Annotated in this window: 13 protein-coding genes; 9 read left to right on the forward strand and 4 right to left on the reverse strand. The window is 73.2% G+C overall.

The window, feature by feature from the left end:
- The 6 genes from ACIRQY_RS18300 (at position 1) to ACIRQY_RS18325 (ending at position 6,923) form a co-directional block, all read left to right on the forward strand.
- The gene (locus ACIRQY_RS18300) at positions 1 to 1,278 is read left to right on the forward strand and encodes an NADase-type glycan-binding domain-containing protein (protein ID WP_403926743.1); all 1,278 of its coding nucleotides are present in this window, start codon (positions 1 to 3) and stop codon (positions 1,276 to 1,278) included.
- A 167-nt stretch (positions 1,279 to 1,445) separates the two neighbouring features.
- Positions 1,446 to 1,604, forward strand: a complete 159-nt coding sequence (locus tag ACIRQY_RS18305; protein ID WP_403926746.1) for a hypothetical protein — start codon at positions 1,446 to 1,448, stop codon at positions 1,602 to 1,604.
- Between the two features lie 435 nt (positions 1,605 to 2,039).
- Entirely contained in the window at positions 2,040 to 2,750 is a 711-nt protein-coding gene (locus ACIRQY_RS18310; protein ID WP_403926749.1) for a ricin-type beta-trefoil lectin domain protein, read from the forward strand.
- A 57-nt stretch (positions 2,751 to 2,807) separates the two neighbouring features.
- Entirely contained in the window at positions 2,808 to 5,888 is a 3,081-nt protein-coding gene (locus ACIRQY_RS18315; protein WP_403926752.1) for a glycoside hydrolase family 3 N-terminal domain-containing protein, read from the forward strand.
- Between the two features lie 112 nt (positions 5,889 to 6,000).
- The gene (locus ACIRQY_RS18320) at positions 6,001 to 6,372 is read left to right on the forward strand and encodes a PadR family transcriptional regulator (protein WP_351788154.1); all 372 of its coding nucleotides are present in this window, start codon (positions 6,001 to 6,003) and stop codon (positions 6,370 to 6,372) included.
- Entirely contained in the window at positions 6,369 to 6,923 is a 555-nt protein-coding gene (locus tag ACIRQY_RS18325; protein WP_403926755.1) for an HAAS signaling domain-containing protein, read from the forward strand. The genes ACIRQY_RS18320 and ACIRQY_RS18325 overlap by 4 nt, the downstream gene beginning before the upstream one ends.
- A 76-nt stretch (positions 6,924 to 6,999) precedes the next feature.
- On the opposite strand, the gene gap is transcribed toward ACIRQY_RS18325, so the two are convergent.
- The 3 genes from gap to ACIRQY_RS18340 form a co-directional block, all read right to left on the reverse strand.
- The gene (gene gap / locus ACIRQY_RS18330) at positions 7,000 to 7,995 is read right to left on the reverse strand and encodes a type I glyceraldehyde-3-phosphate dehydrogenase (RefSeq protein ID WP_403926758.1); all 996 of its coding nucleotides are present in this window, start codon (positions 7,993 to 7,995) and stop codon (positions 7,000 to 7,002) included.
- 120 nt (positions 7,996 to 8,115) lie between these two features.
- Complete coding sequence (locus ACIRQY_RS18335; RefSeq protein WP_351788162.1) at positions 8,116 to 9,075, reverse strand: helix-turn-helix domain-containing protein; 960 nt, start codon at positions 9,073 to 9,075, stop codon at positions 8,116 to 8,118.
- 262 nt (positions 9,076 to 9,337) lie between these two features.
- Positions 9,338 to 10,615 (reverse strand): ricin-type beta-trefoil lectin domain protein, encoded by a 1,278-nt coding sequence (locus ACIRQY_RS18340; RefSeq protein ID WP_403926762.1) that lies wholly within the window; start codon positions 10,613 to 10,615, stop codon positions 9,338 to 9,340.
- 232 nt (positions 10,616 to 10,847) lie between these two features.
- Here ACIRQY_RS18340 and tpx point away from each other — a divergent pair, with 232 nt between their 5' ends.
- Positions 10,848 to 11,348: a thiol peroxidase gene (gene tpx / locus ACIRQY_RS18345; RefSeq protein ID WP_351788167.1), complete on the forward strand. Its 501-nt coding sequence runs from the start codon at positions 10,848 to 10,850 to the stop codon at positions 11,346 to 11,348.
- A 154-nt stretch (positions 11,349 to 11,502) separates the two neighbouring features.
- On the opposite strand, the gene ACIRQY_RS18350 is transcribed toward tpx, so the two are convergent.
- Positions 11,503 to 11,913 (reverse strand): Fur family transcriptional regulator, encoded by a 411-nt coding sequence (locus ACIRQY_RS18350; RefSeq protein ID WP_366443688.1) that lies wholly within the window; start codon positions 11,911 to 11,913, stop codon positions 11,503 to 11,505.
- 225 nt (positions 11,914 to 12,138) lie between these two features.
- On the opposite strand from ACIRQY_RS18350, the gene katG reads away from it, so the two are divergent.
- Entirely contained in the window at positions 12,139 to 14,370 is a 2,232-nt protein-coding gene (gene katG, locus ACIRQY_RS18355; RefSeq protein ID WP_403926765.1) for a catalase/peroxidase HPI, read from the forward strand.
- A gap of 241 nt (positions 14,371 to 14,611) precedes the next feature.
- Entirely contained in the window at positions 14,612 to 15,871 is a 1,260-nt protein-coding gene (locus tag ACIRQY_RS18360; protein WP_403926767.1) for a serine hydrolase domain-containing protein, read from the forward strand.
- Positions 15,872 to 15,874: the final 3 nt, after the last annotated feature.

Genomic DNA, 15,874 nt, shown 5'->3' on the forward strand with positions numbered 1-15,874 from the left:
ATGAGTGACGCGCCCCAGACCCGGCCGTGCCCGGACTGCGCGAGCCCGGTGCGGACGAAGGACCAGTCGTTCTGCGACAGTTGCGGAGCGTTCCTGCGCTGGGACGCTCCGGCGGCGACGCCCGCGCCTTCCGCCGCGCCCGCGCCTTCCGCCACTCCCGTCCCCGCTCCGGTGCCGGAGCGGCCGGACGAGGAGGAGCGCACGGAGCCGCGCGCGGCGGAGCCGACGGCCGTCGAGGGCCGGGTGTCCGGCACGGGCGACCCGGAGGCGGCCGGTGCCGAGGAGGTGACGGCGCCACTGCCCGCCGTACGCGAAGAGCCGGAACCGGCCTCGGCCCCCACCTCCGCTCCTGCTCCCGTCGTCCCCGCCCCTGTCGAAGCCGCGACCGAGGCCGCCCCGGCACCCGCCGGGCGTTCCTCGGACACCGCCGCGCGCTCCTCCGACACCGTCGCGCGGTCCCTTCTGGTCCCGGTCCCGGGGAGTCGTCCGGCCGAGCCGTCCGTGGCCGCGCCCGTGCTCCCGGCCCGTCCGGAGGCGGCCCGTCCCGTGTCGCGCGGTGCGGCGGCGCCCGCGCCCGTCGAGGGCGGTACACCGTGTCCCGCGTGCGCCCTGACGAACGTCCCCGGACGCCGGTTCTGCCGGTACTGCGCGACGCCGATGACGCCGGAGCGGCTCTCCACGGCCGAGGGGCCCTACGCGGGCCGTCGTCCCGCGCTGGCCAGGGACCGTGGCCGGTGGGCCGTCCGCGCGCTGATCGTCACGGGCGCCGTGGTGGTGCTCGTGGGCGGGGTCATCGGCGGTCCGCCGGCCGTCCGCGCGGTCCAGGACCACTTCGCCAAGCGGGTCCCGGTGCATCCGGTGTCGTGGACGGCCTCGCACTCGGCGCCGACGCAGGATCCGAAGCTGGCGGGTGACGGGTACTCCAACACCTGGTGGGGCACCGGCTACGCGGGTGACTCGGCGGGCCAGTACCTGGAGGCCACGTTCGCCGAGCCGACCGATCTGCTGAGCCTGCTCATCACCCCCGGCAGCTCGAAGAACACCACCCAGGCGGACGGCCAGGCGACCCCCCGGACCTTCGAGCTCGTCGTCAAGGACTCCTCGGGCGAGACCCGGGTGTCCCAGCACCGGGTGAACGACGGCGGCACCCAGCGGGTCGACGTCCGGGTGCGCGACGCGCTCTCGGTGCGGCTGGTCCTGCGGACGGCGTGGCGGGCGGACCCGCGCAAGCAGGTGGCGATCGCGGAGCTGGAGTTCTTCGGCAGGTCCGTCTCCTGAGCCCCCTCGGGGGCGGGGGCCGGTGACACGAAAGGGCTCCCGGGCCCCCTTCGTGGAAGGGGGCCCGGCCCCTCTTCAGGGACGGCTCCGGGCACGACGGCGATCCGGGTGCCGAACTGCGCCCCGGGAGCCGGGCCGTTCCCCGGGTGCCGGGCGGAGGAGGGCCCGTGCGCGAGCGCGCCGGGGTGTTCATGGGGAACCCGCTGTTCGCGCTGTCGTGCGGAGTGGCGGGGCAGGTCCTCCTCTTCATGGCGTACGCCGTCTGGAAGGACGGCGTCGGTCCTGACCGGTTCCCCTGCCCCTCGGGGCGGTCGGCTCCGTGGTGACCGCCCCGACCCCGGCCGCCGCCTTCGGCTCCACCCGCTGGGCGTTCCCCTCGATCAGCGGGCGCCACCGCGCGGCCGACGGAGACGGGCGGTACGGGGAGGAGACGTTCGTGGTGCGGGCGCCTCGCCCGGGCCCGGCGCCCGTCGGCGTGCGGCTGACACGGGTGGACGCCCTGGAAGCCCGTTCCTGCGGTGCGACCCCGAGTCGTGGCCCGGGTCCACGGCCTGCGGCGGCGACCACGACCCGGCCGCCCCGGTGTGTCCCACAGCCGGGCGCACCCGGCACACCCGGCACCCCAGCCCCGGAGAGGGACGTCCGCGCGGAGGGTTGACGGGTCCTGGGGCACCTCATAACTTCAGGCCTTGTAACTTCAGGCCTTGATATAAGGCTTGCCACTGTGACTTGCCGGGCACGAACGGCGAAAGGCTTGTCAGGTGCATAACACACGCAGGTGTCTCCGCGCGTTCCTCCGGCGCGGCGGTGGAGCCGCACGCACCGGCACCGCGCGACGCGGACCGGTCCGCGTCCTCGGGCCGCCCACCGTCCTGGACTCCGGTCCCCTCCCCACCGGGAGCCTCGCCCTCACCGGGCCCGGCATCGCACGGGCGGCCGACGAGCGGGTCGTCGTCCGGCTCACGACCACGTCCGGCCCGGGCGGACGCACCGTCACCCGTGGGCTCGCCCCACAGTCCCCGATCGCGCTCGGACCGGCGGACGGCACCACGTACCTCGCCCTCGCCGTCACCGTCACCGTCACCGTCACCGTCACCGTCACCGTCGACGAGAGCGTCACCCACCAGCGGTCCGAGGGCGGCGGCGTGTCGATCACCGACACCACCGCCCCTCCGCGACGGGACCGCCGCCCATCGCGCTCGACCCCCGCCGGTGACGCCCACGCCCGGGTCCTCGGCAAATGCCTCGACGTCACCGGCGGTTCGACCGCCGACGGCACCCGGGTCCGGTTGTACAACTGCAACGGCACCGCCGCCCAGCACCGGCGGTACGACCCCGCCACGCACGACGTGGCCCGCACCGGCGCGGACGAATGCCTCGACGTCACCGGCGGCCCCTCCGCCGACGGGACCCGGGCCCAGCTCCGGAGCCGCACCGGAGGAACCCACTGGAAAGGGACCCACCACCCGTAACGCCCCCCTCTCTCCCCCGTCCCCTTCGACGGGCCCGGCCCGCCCCAAGGAGCCCGCATGGCATCCGCACGTCCCCGAAGGACGGTGACCTCGGCGGTGATCGCCACCGCCGCCGTACTCACCGGTCTGCTCTCCGGCGGCCCGCCGAGCGCCGCCGCGCAGGAACCCGCGCCCCGGCCCGTCGACCGCTTCGAGGGCGAGGTCCCGTTCGCGGGTCCCCCCGCCGAAGGGCTGTTCACCTGGGGTGACACCGCCTCCTCCCACCCGGACCTGAGGCTCGTGGAACGCGCCGACGCCCCGGAGGGCAGCTCCGTCCTCGAAGGCGACTACGCCATCGGCGGCTGGGGCGGCTTCACCCACGACTTCGCCTTCGACCGCCCGGCCCAGGACTGGACCGCGTACGGGGGCGTCCGCTTCTGGTGGTACGGGCAGAACACCGCGCCCCTGCCGCCCGGCTCGGGGAAGCGGATCGCCCTGGAGATCAAGGACGGCGGCGCGAACGGTGAGGCGTCCGAGTTGTGGACGACCTCCTTCACCGACGACTGGGAGGGCTGGCACCAGGTCGAGATCCCGTTCTCCGCCTTCGTCTACCGCACCGACTACCAGCCCGTCGGCGGCATCGACCAGATCCTCGGCCTCGACCGGATGTGGGGGTACGCCGTCACCCTGCCGACCGGCGCGCCCGGCAGGTTCGCCCTGGACGGCGTCGAGCTGTACGGGACGGCCGAACCCTCGCTCACCGCCCGGGTGGTGACCCGCTCCGTGGTGCACCCCGTCGACGAGGGCCGCGCCGCCCGGGTGGACGTCTCGGTGGCCACCACCGGCTCCGGGCCGACCGGTGCGCCGGTCACCGTGGCGTACACGACGGAGGGCGGCGACGGCACCGCCGAGCCGGGCGAGGACTACCGTCCGGTCTCCGGCCGTGTGGTGTTCCCCGCCGGGACGCCCTCCGGCACCACCCGGTCGGTCACCGTGCCGACGCTGAGGGACGGCGCCGCCGAGAGCGCCGAGACGATCCCGCTGCGGCTGACCGTCGAGGGCGCCGCGCCGCCCGCCGAGAACCCGCTGGTCGTGGTGAACGCGCACGGGCTGCCGTATCTCGACCGACGGCTGCCCGTCCGCGAGCGCGTCACCGATCTGCTCTCCCGGATGTCCCTCGCGGAGAAGGCGGGTCAGATGACCCAGGCGGAGCGGAACGCGCTGCGGTCCCCCGGCGACATCGCCGGATACGCGCTCGGCTCGCTGCTCTCCGGCGGCGGCTCCGTACCCACCCCCAACACGCCCGAGGCCTGGGCCTCGATGATCGACGCCTTCCAGCTGCGCACCCGGGCGACCCGCTTCCAGATCCCCCTGATCTACGGCGTCGACGCGGTCCACGGGCACAACAACGTCGTCGGCGCGACCGTCATGCCGCACAACATCGGCATCGGCGCGGGGCGCGACCCCGGGCTCGCCGCGCGCACCGGCGCCGTCACCGCGAAGGAGGTCCGGGCCACCGGGGTGCCCTGGGACTTCGCCCCCTGCGTCTGCGTCACCCGGGACGAACGCTGGGGCCGCTCCTACGAGGCCTTCGGCGAGGACCCGGCGCTGGTCACCGCCATGGAGACGATGATCGACGGAATGCAGGGCGCGCGGGACGGCTCGGACCTCGACCGCGCCGACAAGGTGCTGACCAGCGCCAAGCACTTCGTGGGCGACGGCGGCACCGCCTACGGCTCCTCGTCCACCGGCTCGTACACGATCGACCAGGGGATCACCCGGGTCACCCGGGCGGAGCTGGAGGCGGTGCACCTCGCGCCGTTCGCCGAGGCGGTCCGGCGCGGCGCCGGGACGGTCATGCCGTCGTACTCCTCGCTGGACGTCCTCGGCGACGGCCGGGGGCCGGTGAAGATGCACGCGAACGCCGAGATGATCAACGGTGTCCTGAAGGGCCGGATGGGCTTCGAGGGCTTCGTCATCAGCGACTGGCAGGCCATCGACCAGATCCCCGGCGACTACGCCAGTGATGTGCGGACCTCGGTCGGCGCTGGCCTCGACATGATCATGGTGCCGACGAACTACCAGGAGTTCACCCGGACGCTGACCGCCGAGGCGGACGCCGGGCGCGTCACGGCGGCGCGGATCGACGACGCCGTGGCACGGATCCTGACGCAGAAGTTCCGCCTCGGCCTCTTCGAGAAGCCCTACGCGGACCGGACGCACCTGCCGTCGGTGGGCTCCGCGGCGCACCGCGCGGTGGCCCGGGAGGCGGCGGCGAAGTCCCAGGTCCTCCTGAAGAACGACGGCCCCGTCCTGCCGCTGAGGCGGGGGCAGAAGGTGTACGTGGCCGGGTCCAACGCCGACGACCTCGGCAACCAGGCGGGCGGATGGACCGTCAGCTGGCAGGGCGCCTCAGGCCGTACGACCACCGGCACGACGATCCTCGAAGGGATGCGCCGGGCCGCGCCGGGCGCCGACATCGCCTGGTCGAAGGACGCCTCCGCGCCGACCGGCGGCTACGACGTGGGTGTGGTCGTGGTCGGCGAGACGCCGTACGCGGAGGGGATCGGGGACGTCGGCAACGGCCATGACCTCGAACTGGGCGTGGCGGACAAGGCGGCGGTGGACCGGGTGTGCGCGGCGATGCCGTGCGCGGTGCTCGTGGTCTCGGGCCGCCCCCAGCTGATCGGCGACCGGCTCCCGGAGATCGACGCCCTCGTCGCGTCCTGGCTGCCGGGCACGGAGGGCGACGGCGTCGCCGATGTCCTCTACGGCAAGCGGCCGTTCACCGGTCGGCTCCCGGTGACCTGGCCGAGGTCTGAGTCCCAGCTGCCGGTCAACGTCGGGGACGAGCGGTACGACCCGCAGTTCCCGTACGGCTGGGGGCTCACCACCCTCGGCCCGGTGCCGACCGGCGGGGAACGCGCGCTGCGGGTGCTGGGGACGGCCGCGAAGGTGCTCCAGGCCACCGGGCGGGGCGACTCTCCGGAGGGCCGCGAGCTCGTCGGGACGGCCCGGCTGATCGTCCAGAAGAAGATCGGCGGGAACGTCACGGAGGCGGTGGCCAAACCGTTCGCCGAGGCCGACCACCTGCTGCTCACGGGGGACCTCCCCGGGGCGGTCGCCCGACTGGCCACGGCGTACCGCGCCGCGGGCTGAGTCGGCGCCCGGTCGGCGGTGGGGCAGGCCGGGTAGGGCGAGCCCGTGCCCCGGGGAGCTTCCCCGGGGCACGGGCTTGTCGGAGTCCCCTGTCCCGAGTATCTTGCATTGCATGGCTCCTGGTAACGCAATGAACGACCTCGGCGGCAGGGTCCCGAGCCAGCTCCGCAAGGGAGTCCTGGAGTACTGCGTCCTCGCACTGCTCAGGGACGAACCGAAGTACGGCGTCGAGATCGTCGCCGAACTGTCCTCGGTGAGTGCCATGACCACCAGTCAGGGCACGATGTACCCCCTGCTGTCGCGGCTCCGCCGCGAGGGGCTCGTCGACACCGAACTGCGCGACGCCGCAGGCGGACCGCCGCGCCGCTACTACACGCTCACCGGCGTGGGACGGGCCTCGCTCACCGAGTTCACCCGGGCGTGGCCGCATTTCAGGGACGCCGTCGACCACTTTCTCACCGACCCGCAGGGGGATCCCGTATGAACGCCGTCGACCACCCGCTCGTGGCCGCCTATCTCGACGCCGTCGGGCGCGAGACCACCGGTCTGCCCGCCGAGCGGCGCGCCGAACTCCTCGCCGACCTCCGCGAGCACATCGAGGTCAACGGAGTGGACGGGGGCACGGACGACGACCGGGTCCGTGCGGTCCTCTCCGGACTGGGCGACCCGCGGACCGTGGCCGCCTCCGCCCTGAGCGAGGAGGGCGTGCCGGGCGCGGCCCCCACCGCCTCCCGTACGGGACGCGTCCTGGCCCTGCTCTCCGGTTCGGGGCTGCTCCTCGTGCTCGCCCCGTTCCTGGGGGCGGCGGTGCTGATCGGGACCCTGTTCCTGCTGTGGCGCGCCCCGCAGTGGGAGCGCCGGGAGAAGATCATCGGAACCGTCACCGGGGCGGCCGTGCCGGTGCTGCTGTTCCTGGGCGTCGGGCTCGGCGCCTCGGGCCGCATCGGGCCGACGGAGCTGCTGCTGGTGGCGGTCTTCGGCATCGGTGTGCCGGTGCTGGGCTCGGTGCTGCTGTGGCGCGCAGTGCGCCGCTGAACCCGTACGGGAACGCCCGACGCCCCCGTCGCATCCGTGGATGCGGCGGGGGCGTCGGGCAGAACGGACTTCCGGGTCAGCTGGCGAGCAGCTGGAGCGTGTCGATCACGCGGTTCGAGAAGCCCCACTCGTTGTCGTACCAGGCGACGACCTTGATGTGGCGGCCCTCGACGCGGGTGAGCTCCGAGTCGAAGATGGACGAGGCCGGGTTGCCGACGATGTCGGCGGAGACCAGGGCGTCCTCGGAGTACTCCAGGACACCGGCGAGCGGGCCCTCGGCCGCCGTGCGGTACGCCGCGAGGACGTCCTCGCGGGTCACGTCGCGGGCGACGGTGGTGTTCAGCTCCACGATCGAACCGACCGGCACGGGGACGCGGATCGAGTCGCCGGACAGCTTGCCCTCGAGGTTCGGCAGGACGTGGCCGATGGCCTTGGCGGCACCCGTGGTGGTCGGCACGATGTTGACACCGGCGGCGCGGGCGCGGCGCGGGTCGCGGTGCGGACCGTCCTGCAGGTTCTGCTCCTGCGTGTAGGCGTGGACCGTCGTCATGAAGCCGTGCTCGATGCCCGCGAGGTCGTCGAGGACCGCGGCCAGCGGCGCGAGCGCGTTCGTGGTGCACGAGGCGTTCGAGACGATGGTGTGCAGCTCGGGGTCGTACGCGTCGGTGTTGACGCCGTACGCGAGCGTCACGTCGGCGCCGTCCGAGGGCGCGCTGACGAGCACGCGCTTGGCACCGGCGTCGAGGTGGGCGCGGGCCGCCTTGGCGGAGGTGAAGCGGCCGGTCGCCTCAAGAACGATCTCCACGCCCAGCTCGGCCCAGGGCAGCTGCGCGGGCTCGCGCTCGGCGAGCACCTTGATGCGGCGCCCGTCGACCACGAGGGTGTCGCCCTCGACGGTGACCGGGCGGCCGAGACGGCCCGAGGTCGAGTCGAAGGCCAGCAGGCGCGCGAGCGCGGTCGGCTCCGTGAGGTCGTTCACGGCCACGACCTCGAGGTCGGTCTCGCGCTCCAGCAGTGCGCGCAGCACATTGCGTCCGATGCGGCCGAATCCGTTGATGGCGATGCGAGTCATGATGAGGTGTCCCTTCTGCGGTACCACCAGGTTCGCGCGCCGGGAGCCGGGCCGACAGAGGCGTGATCGCCATGGTCCGCAAGGATCGTGCCAAGATCCCGGGGAGGCCGCCGGGGGCGGTCATTCGCCCTTGGTGAAGGTGCGCCGGTAGTCGCTGGGCGTGGTGCCGAGGATCCGCTGGAAGTGCAGCCGCAGGTTCGCGCCGGTGCCCAGTCCGGAGTCGGCGGCGATCTGCTCGACGCTCCGCTCGGAGCGCTCCAGGAGTTCCCGGGCGAGGTCGACGCGGGCGCGCATCACCCACTGCATGGGGGTGTATCCGGTGTCCTCGACGAAGCGCCGGGAGAAGGTGCGCGGCGAGACCGCCGCGTGCTGGGCCAGCACGTCCAGGGTGAGGGGTTCGGCGAGCCGGTGCAGCGCCCATTCCCGGGTGGCGGCGAAGCGTTCGCCGAGCGGCTCGGGCAGGCTGCGCGGCACGTACTGGGCCTGGCCGCCGCTCCGGTAGGGCGCGGCCACGAGCCGCCGGGCGGCGTGGTTCGCGGCGGCGACCCCGAGGTCGCCCCGGAGGATGTGCAGACAGAGGTCGAGGCCGGAGGCGGCGCCCGCCGAGGTGAGGACGCTGCCCTCGTCCACGAACAGGACGTTCTCGTCGACCCGGACGAGCGGACGCTTCGCCATCAGGGCGTGGGTGTAGTGCCAGTGGGTGGTGGCGCGCTTGCCGTCGAGGAGTCCGGTGGCGGCGAGGGCGAAGGCGCCGGTGGAGATCGCGGCGAGCCGGGCGCCCCGTTCATGCGCGGCGACGAGGGCGTCGAGCACGGCCCTCGGCGGGTCCTCCCGGTCGGGGAAGCGGTAGCCGGGGACGAAGACGATGTCGGCCCAGGCCAGCGCGGAGAGGCCGTGGGCGACGGCGTACGAGAGGCCGTCGCCCCCGGCGACGAGTCCGGGTTCGGCGCCGCACACCCGTACCTCGTACGGCATGCTCGCGCGGGTCGTGAAGACCTGCGCGGGGATGCCGACGTCGAGCGGCTTCGCCCCTTCGAGCACGAGGACGGCGACACGGTGGAGGCGTGGGGTGGGCGGCACGGGACGAGCGTACGCGGGAGGGCGGCGGGGCCGGCTCCGGAAGGGCCCGGGGCGGAAGGCCGGTCAGGTTCCGGGCCCGCCCCGCCCGGAACCGGCGGATCGGCCCGGTCGGCAGATCAGCTCTGTCGACCGGGCCGACCGGTCGGCTCCGGCCCGCGAGCCGGTTCTGCCGAGCGGTCGGCTCCGGCCCGCAGGTCTGCTCCGCCGACCGGTCCGCTCCGCCCGGGGGCCGACTCCGTCGGCGGTCGGCCCTGGCGGCCGGTCAGCGGGTCACGTTCCACTTCTGGTTCGCGGTGCCCGCGCAGGTCCAGATCTGGAGCCGGGTGCCGTTGGCCGAGCTGTTGCCGGTGGCGTCCAGGCACTTGCCGGAACGGGGGTTGACGATGTCCCTGGAGGCGTCGGCGGTCCAGCGCTGGGCGTCCGTCCCGTTGCAGCCGTAGAGCTGGACGCGGGTGCCGTCGGCCGTGCCCGCGGCGGTGACGTCGAGGCACTTGCCGAGCGCGCGGACGCTGCCGTCCGCCGCCAGGGTCCACCGCTGGGCGCCGGTCCCGTTGCAGTCGTAGAGCTGGACGGGGGTGCCGTCGGCGCTGCCGGCACCGGCCACGTCCACGCACTTGCCGCCGATGCCGGTGATCGGGCCGCCGGTGGCGGGGCCGTCGGAGGTGGTCACCCGGACGTGGTCGACGACGAGCCGCTGGGGGAAGGAGGTCGATCCGTCCGGGTCGCCGGGCCAGTATCCGCCGACGGCGAGGTTGAGGATGAGGAAGAACGGCTTGTCGAACACCCAGCTCCGGCCACCGAGATCGGCGGGCGTACGGGTCTGGTAGACGGTCCCGTCCACGGACCAGCTGACCCGGCCGGGCGACCAGTCGACCGCGAAGGTGTGGAAGGCGTCGGCGAACACCTGGCCGCCGGGCAGGGTGTGGGCGGCGCCGATGCCTCCCGCGCCCGAGTAGCCCGGCCCGTGCAGGGTGCCGTGGACGGTGGACGGTTCGAAACCGACGTTCTCCATGACGTCGATCTCGCCGGAGGCGGGCCAGCCGACCTGCCCGATGTCGTTCCCGAGCATCCAGAAGGCGGGCCACATGCCCTGGCCGCGCGGCACCTTCATCCGGGCCTCGACATGTCCGTACGTGGTGGTGAACCGCCCGGCGGTGTTGAGCCGCGCGGAGGTGTACTCGCAGCGGCCGTACCAGCAGGCGTGGTTCGCAGGGTTCTCCTTCCGGGCGGTGATCACCAGATGGCCCTGGCCGTCGAGAGCGGCGTTGGCGTTGCCCGCCGTGTAGTACTGCCGCTCGTGGTTGTCGACGTTGTCCCCGGTCTCGGTCTGCCAGCGGGCGCCGTTCACCGCGGAGCCCGCGGGGCCGTCGAAGTCGTCGGAGAAGGTGACGGCGGCGGCTCCCGCCACGGGCCGGATCCGTACGTCCGCCCCGGCGGGGCCCGTGGTTCCCACGGGGCCGAGGCCCAGCGCGGCGGCGGCCACGGCGAGGGCCGCGAGGGCGGTGAGCAGAGGGCGGCGGGAGGTGTGTGAGGGACTCATGGCTCTCACTTCCGTCGGGTGTGGGGGAGGCGGCCGGACCCAGGACACGCCACATCATGGGCATGACATGAATGGATGTCATGAGACTTAGTCGCCTCCATGATTTAAGAAGTGAGAGAAGGGGGAGTCAAGGGGGCTCGGCTTCCACTTCCAGGAGGCCCCGTCCGGCGGGTCCGCCGCCACGCCGTACGATTCCCCCGTTGCCACCCACCCTCTTCGAAGGAGATCTCCCATGGCCCAGGTCACGCTGAAGGGCAACCCGGTACAGGTCAACGGCGCGCTGCCGACGCCGGGCAGCCAGGCTCCTGACTTCACGCTCGTCGCCGAGGGTCTCGCGGACAAGTCCCTGAAGGACTTCGCCGGTCAGCGCAAGGTCCTCAACATCTTCCCGAGCGTCGACACCCCCACCTGCGCCTCCTCCGTGCGCGCGTTCAACGAGGCCGCGGCGGGCCTCGACAACACGGTCGTGTTCTGCGTCTCCGCCGACCTGCCCTTCGCCCAGGCCCGTTTCTGCGGCGCCGAGGGCCTGGAGAACGTCAAGAACCTCTCGACCCTGCGCGGCCGTGAGTTCCACGAGAACTACGGCGTGGACATCGCGGACGGCCCGCTGGCCGGTCTGGCCGCCCGCGCCGTCGTCGTCCTGGACGAGAACGACACCGTGCTGCACGCGCAGCTGGTGGGCGAGATCGCCGACGAGCCGAACTACGAGGACGCGCTCGCGGTCCTGAAGTAAGCCGTCAGGCAAGCCGTCCGCCGCACGGCGGCGCGGTGCACGAGGAGCCCCTCCACCATCGGGTGGAGGGGCTTCCTTTGTTCCCGCCGTGCCCGCCTCAACCGCACCCGCACCACCCGGCCCACCAGAAACGGGCCCATCAGGAACAGGTGCGTCAGGAACAGGCCGGACAGAGCCCCCGGTACGTGACGTCCGCCTTCGACACGGCGAAGCCGAACCGCTCGCCGGGCGGGAGGTCGGCCAGCGGATCACCGGTCGGGTGGACGTCCCGGATGACACCGCAGCCCGAACAGACCAGGTGCTGGTGCGGGCGGCGGGCGTTGGGGTCGTACCGCTTGGCCCGCCCGTCGGTGGAGAGCTCCACCACCTCGCCCAGCGCGACCAGTTCACCGAGGGTGTTGTAGACCGTCGCCCGCGCGATCTCCGGCAGCCGCGCCACGGCCCGCACGTGCACCTCCTCGGCCGTGAGGTGCACATGGTCGCCGTCGAGGACCTCCGCGACGACCCGCCGCTGGGACGTCATCCGCCAGCCACGCGCGCGCAGTCGCGCCAGCAGGTCGCTCATCCGGCTCACCCCTTCGAATGATTGGGTTTCTTCTTGACTTGGACTTCGTCCATCGTAGGATCGGATTCGATGATGGCCAAGGGACAGGAAGACTCCGGCACGGCGGGCGGGGCGGGGGCGTTCAGCAGGGCGCGCCGGTCCGTCCGCGGGGAGCGGCCGGTGTCCGGCCGTTCGGCCGACCCTGCTTCCTGATCACTGCGAACCGCCCGGTCCGGAAGGGACACCATGTCTGAGAACCATGAAGCGATCGTCGTGGACGCGAAGGAGGAGGGCGGCGGTGGCTGTCCCGTCGCGCACGGCCGTGCCGCGCACCCCACCCAGAGCGGCGGCAACAGCCAGTGGTGGCCGAACCGGCTCAACCTGAAGATCCTCGCGAAGAACCCCGCCGTGGCGAACCCGCTGGGCGGGGAGTTCGACTACGCCGAGGCGTTCGGGAACCTCGATCTGCCGGCCGTGAAGCGGGACATCGCCGAGGTGCTCACCACCTCGCAGGAGTGGTGGCCCGCCGACTTCGGGCACTACGGCCCGCTGATGGTCCGGATGGCGTGGCACAGCGCGGGCACGTACCGCGTCAGCGACGGGCGCGGCGGCGCCGGGGCGGGCCAGCAGCGCTTCGCGCCGCTCAACAGCTGGCCGGACAACGGCAACCTGGACAAGGCCCGCCGTCTGCTGTGGCCGGTGAAGAAGAAGTACGGCCAGAACATCTCCTGGGCCGACCTGCTGATCCTCGCGGGCAATGTGGCCCTGGAGTCGATGGGCTTCGAGACCTTCGGCTTCGCCGGTGGCCGCGCGGACGTGTGGGAGCCCGACGAGGACGTCTACTGGGGTCCCGAGACCACCTGGCTCGGCGACGAGCGCTACACCGGGGACCGCGAGCTGGAGAGCCCGCTCGGCGCGGTGCAGATGGGCCTCATCTACGTCAACCCCGAGGGCCCCAACGGCACTCCGGACCCGATCGCCGCCGCGCGGGACATCCGCGAGACCTTCGACCGGATGGCGATGAACGACGAGGAGACCGTCGCTCTCATCGCGGGCGGCCACACCTTCGGCAAGACGCACGGCGCCGGGCCCGCCGACCGCGTGGGCGCCGACCCCGAGGCCGCCGCGCTGGAGGAGCAGGGTCTCGGCTGGAGCAGCACCCACGGCACCGGCAGGGGCGGCGACGCGATCACCAGCGGTCTGGAGGGCATCTGGACCGACACCCCGACGGCCTGGGACAACAGCTTCTTCGACATCCTCTTCGGCTACGAGTGGGAGCAGTTCAAGAGCCCGGCGGGCGCCTTCCAGTGGCGTCCGAAGGACGGGGCGGGCGCGGGCACGGTCCCGGACGCCCACGACCCGTCGAAGACCCACGCGCCGACCATGCTGACGACGGACCTGTCGCTGCGGTTCGACCCGGCGTACGAGCTGATCTCGCGGCGCTTCCACGAGAACCCGGCGGAGTTCGCGGACGCCTTCGCCCGCGCCTGGTTCAAGCTGACCCACCGCGACATGGGCCCGGTCGCCCGCTACCTCGGCCCCGAGGTGCCCTCCGAGGTCCTGCTCTGGCAGGACCCGCTGCCCGCCGTCGACCACGAGCCGGTGGACGCGGCGGACATCGCCTCGCTCAGGAGCGCGGTCGCCGCCACCGGCCTGTCGGTGTCCGAACTGGTCTCGACCGCGTGGGCGGCCGCCTCCTCCTTCCGGGGCAGCGACAAGCGCGGCGGTGCGAACGGCGCCCGGGTGCGCCTCCAGCCCCAGATCGGCTGGGAGGCCAACGACCCGGACCGGCTGGCGTCGGTGCTGCGCGTCCTGGAGGGTCTGCGCGACACCTTCAACGACGCCCAGGACGGCGGCAAGAAGGTGTCGCTGGCCGACCTGATCGTCCTGGCGGGCGCCGTGGGCGTCGAGCGGGCCGCGAAGGAGGCGGGCTTCGAGGTCGAGGTCCCCTTCCGGGCGGGCCGGGTGGACGCCGCGCAGGAGCAGACGGACGTGGAGTCCTTCGCCGCGCTGGAGCCGCAGGCCGACGGCTTCCGCAACTACCTCGGCAAGGGCAACCGGCTCCCCGCCGAGTACCTGCTGGTCGACCGCGCCAATCTGCTGACGCTGAGCGCGCCCGAGCTGACGGTCCTCGTCGGCGGTCTGCGCGTCCTCGGCGCGAACCACCAGCAGTCCGCGCACGGTGTCCTGACCGCGACCCCGGGCGTCCTGACGAACGACTTCTTCGTCAACCTGCTCGACATGGGCACGGCCTGGACGGCGACGTCCGAGGACGCGACGACGTTCGAGGGCCGTGACACCGCGACCGGCGAGGTCCGGTGGACGGGCACCCGCGCGGACCTGGTCTTCGGCTCGAACTCGGAGCTGCGCGCGCTCGCGGAGGTCTACGCGAGCGACGACGCCAAGGAGAAGTTCGTGGCGGACTTCGTCGCCGCGTGGAGCCGGGTCATGGAGCTGGACCGCTTCGACACGGTCTGATCCCCGCTCCCCCGGTGGAACCGGCCGGCCGATCCCTTTCGGCCGGCCGGTTCCGTGTGTGTGGGCGCCGTTCGGAACGTCCGGGTCCAGATCGTCCGCCGCGTGTCAGGAACCGTTCACCGCGTACCCGCACTCATGATCCATGGGTACGGGACCGGGGCCGCGCGGCCGTGGTCGCCGCGCCCCCGGCACACCGGGCCGTGTGCCGTGCCGAACGACCCGGAAGAAGTTGAGGAATCCCGTGCCCCTGACGTCACACCGACGCCTGGCCGTGAGCGCCGCCCTGATCGCCTCCCTCGCCGCGGGTGTCGTCCCCGCCACCAGCGCGTTCGCCGCACCCGCCCCCGACGCTCCCGCCGCCGCGACGCCCGCTGTGCCCGCGCCCGACATGGACGGGGTGACCGCCGCCCTGAACGCGGCCATGGCCAACGGCGCGCCCGGCGCGATGGCCCGTTTCACCGGCCCCGAGGGGGTCCGGAGCCGGACCGTCGGCGTCCAGGACCGCGTCACGAACGCGCCGATGGACATCCGGTCCCGCTTCCGGATCGGCAGCGTCAGCAAGACGTTCTCCACGGTGGTGCTGCTCCAGCTGGCGCAGGAGGGCAAGCTGGAGCTGGACGCCCCGGTGAACACGTACCTGCCCGGTCTGCTGCCGGACGACCGCATCACGGTCCGCCACCTGCTGACCCACCGCAGTGGGCTCGCGGACTACACCAACGCGATGTTCGCCGACACCGTGCCGGGCTTCGAGTCCGTACGGAACCGGGTGTTCGGCTACCAGGAGCTGGTCGACCTGTCCCTGAGCGAGCCCCGCACGACGGAGCCGGGCGTCTCCTACAAGTACTCGAACGCCAACTTCGTGGTGGTCGGGATGCTCATCGAGAAGCTCACGGGCAAGCCGGTGGCCGACGCCTACCAGCGCCGCGTCTTCAAGCCCCTGAAGCTGCGCGACACCTCGTACGTGCACCCCGACGCCCGGATCGCGGGACCGCACGCGCGCGGCTATCTGCACCCCGACCAGGCCGGTGGCGCGCTCGTGGACTCCACGGAGCAGACCGTCTCCTGGGCGCAGTCCGCCGGGGCCGTGATCTCCAGCCCCGCCGACCTGAACACCTTCACCAGCGCCCTGATGCGGGGCCGGCTGCTGTCCCCGGCGATGATGGACGCGATGACCACGGTCACCCCGACCGACACCACGAACACCCGGTTCTACGGGCTCGGCCTGCGCCGTTACGACCTGTCGTGCGGGACGCGGGTGTACGGCCACACCGGCACCGTGCAGGGCTTCTACACGTACGCCTTCGCCACCCGCGACGGCCGCCGGGGCCTCTCGGCGATGGCGAACACCTCGAACCGGGGGGCGGCGAACACGGCGCTCGGCGGGACGCTGGAGGCCGCGTTCTGCGGGAAGAAGCCCGCCGTCGCCGCCTCGCGCGCCACCGCCGGGGACGGCGCGGTCACGTCGCTGCCCGCCGAGCGGGACCTGCCCGAGCGCCACTGAGCG

Origin of the sequence: Streptomyces sp. NPDC101490 (assembly GCF_044767145.1) — a bacterium.
Taxonomy (GTDB): Bacteria; Actinomycetota; Actinomycetes; order Streptomycetales; family Streptomycetaceae; genus Streptomyces.

Bases quoted from the DNA above. Each gene is read 5' to 3' on its own strand.
- ACIRQY_RS18300 (WP_403926743.1), top strand. From the start codon at position 1: ATGAGTGACGCGCCCCAGACCCGGCCGTGCCCGGACTGCGCGAGCCCG.
- ACIRQY_RS18315 (WP_403926752.1), top strand. From the start codon at position 2,808: ATGGCATCCGCACGTCCCCGAAGGACGGTGACCTCGGCGGTGATCGCC.
- ACIRQY_RS18320 (WP_351788154.1), top strand. From the start codon at position 6,001: ATGGCTCCTGGTAACGCAATGAACGACCTCGGCGGCAGGGTCCCGAGC.
- ACIRQY_RS18325 (WP_403926755.1), top strand. From the start codon at position 6,369: ATGAACGCCGTCGACCACCCGCTCGTGGCCGCCTATCTCGACGCCGTC.
- gap (WP_403926758.1), bottom strand. From the start codon at position 7,995: ATGACTCGCATCGCCATCAACGGATTCGGCCGCATCGGACGCAATGTG.
- ACIRQY_RS18340 (WP_403926762.1), bottom strand. From the start codon at position 10,615: ATGAGTCCCTCACACACCTCCCGCCGCCCTCTGCTCACCGCCCTCGCG.
- tpx (WP_351788167.1), top strand. From the start codon at position 10,848: ATGGCCCAGGTCACGCTGAAGGGCAACCCGGTACAGGTCAACGGCGCG.
- ACIRQY_RS18350 (WP_366443688.1), bottom strand. From the start codon at position 11,913: ATGAGCGACCTGCTGGCGCGACTGCGCGCGCGTGGCTGGCGGATGACG.
- katG (WP_403926765.1), top strand. From the start codon at position 12,139: ATGTCTGAGAACCATGAAGCGATCGTCGTGGACGCGAAGGAGGAGGGC.